Annotated in this window: 2 protein-coding genes; both read right to left on the bottom strand. The window is 69.9% G+C overall.

Annotated features, from left to right (window positions below; all coding sequences use genetic code 11):
• Nucleotides 1–41 precede the first annotated feature (41 nt).
• Nucleotides 42–914, bottom strand: a complete 873-nt coding sequence (locus tag ABH940_RS36950) for an IS3 family transposase (protein WP_370107295.1) — start codon at nt 912–914, stop codon at nt 42–44.
• Nucleotides 911–1,210, bottom strand: a complete 300-nt coding sequence (locus tag ABH940_RS36945; protein ID WP_370107294.1) for a transposase — start codon at nt 1,208–1,210, stop codon at nt 911–913. The genes ABH940_RS36950 and ABH940_RS36945 overlap by 4 nt, the downstream gene beginning before the upstream one ends.
• Nucleotides 1,211–1,283: the final 73 nt, after the last annotated feature.

Here is a 1,283-nt window from a genome sequence, read left to right as displayed (position 1 = left end):
CTGAGCTTGCTCCGTTTTGACGGACAGGTTCGTTGTGTCGTTCAGGCTGCTTGACGGACTTCGAAGTGGGCGGGGCTGAGGTAGCCCAGGCTGCTGTGGAGTCGGTGCAGGTTGAACCAGCCCTCGATGAAGTCGAAGATCGCGTTGTGGGCGGCGGCACGAGTGGGCCAGGTGCGGGTGCTGATCAGCTCTCGCTTGAGAGTGGAGAAGAAAGCCTCGGCCAGGGCGTTGTCCCAGCACTGGCCGGTGCGCCCGACCGACAGGCGCACGGAGAGCCGCCCAGCGAGTTCGGCCAGGGCCCGGCTCGTGTACTGGCAGCCACGATCCGCATGGAAGATCACGCCGGGGGGCGGGCGTCGTTGCAGGTGGGCTGCTTTCAGAGCGTCGGCGACCAGTTCGGTGCGCAGGTGGTCGGCGGTGGCCCAGCCGACGACCCTGCGGGAGGCGATGTCGATGACGGTGGCCAGGTAGAGCCAGCCCTCGTCGGTGGGGATGTACGTGATGTCTCCGCACCAGCGCTGGTTCAGCGCGGCCGCGTCGGGGGTGAACTGGCGGTTGATCAGGTCCGGGCGCGTGGAGGCACCCGCGTCGGGGACGGTGGTGACTGGGCGGCGCCGGCGGTGGGCGCCCTGCAGTCCGGCCTGGCGCATCAGGCGGGCGACGCGCCGCCGCCCGCACCGCTGGCCCTGGCGCTGCAGGACCGTGTGGACGCGCGGGGCGCCGTAGGTGCCGTGCGAGCGGGCGTGGACGGCGGTGATCTCCTGGGTCAGTTCCAGGTCGCGGGCCCGGCGCGGTCCCACGGCGGGGCTGCGGCGGCCGTAGAAGGCGGTCCGGGAGACCTTCAGGAGCTCACACGCGCGTTTGACGTTGTGGCCCTGCTGCTTCTCCGCCTCGATGAACGGGTGCACGTTCACCGGGTCCCCGCTGCGAAGAAAGCTGTCGCGCGCCGCAGGATCTCCACGTCCTCGCGCAGGCGGCGGTTCTCCCGCCGCAGGGCCGCCAGCTCCTCCTGCTCGCCGCTGGTCAGCCCCTCGCGTTCCCCGGCATCGACTTGGGCCTGCTTGACCCAGTCCCGCACCGCGGTCTCGGTCAGGTCGAAGTCCTTGGCGACCTGACCGACGGTACGGTCCCCGCGCCGGCAGCGCTCGACGATGTCGGCCTTGAACTGCGGCGTGAACGACCGCCGCGGTCGAGGCTTCTTCTTCCCCATGTCTTCCATGATGGACATCCCTCCGGGGCCGTGACCCCTGATCTCGGATGTCCGTCAAAGCGGACCAACCTCA

This window comes from Streptacidiphilus sp. BW17 (assembly GCF_041262485.1).
In the GTDB taxonomy this organism is placed as follows: domain Bacteria; phylum Actinomycetota; class Actinomycetes; order Streptomycetales; family Streptomycetaceae; genus Streptacidiphilus.
This window is presented reverse-complemented; position numbering and strand designations above follow the sequence as displayed.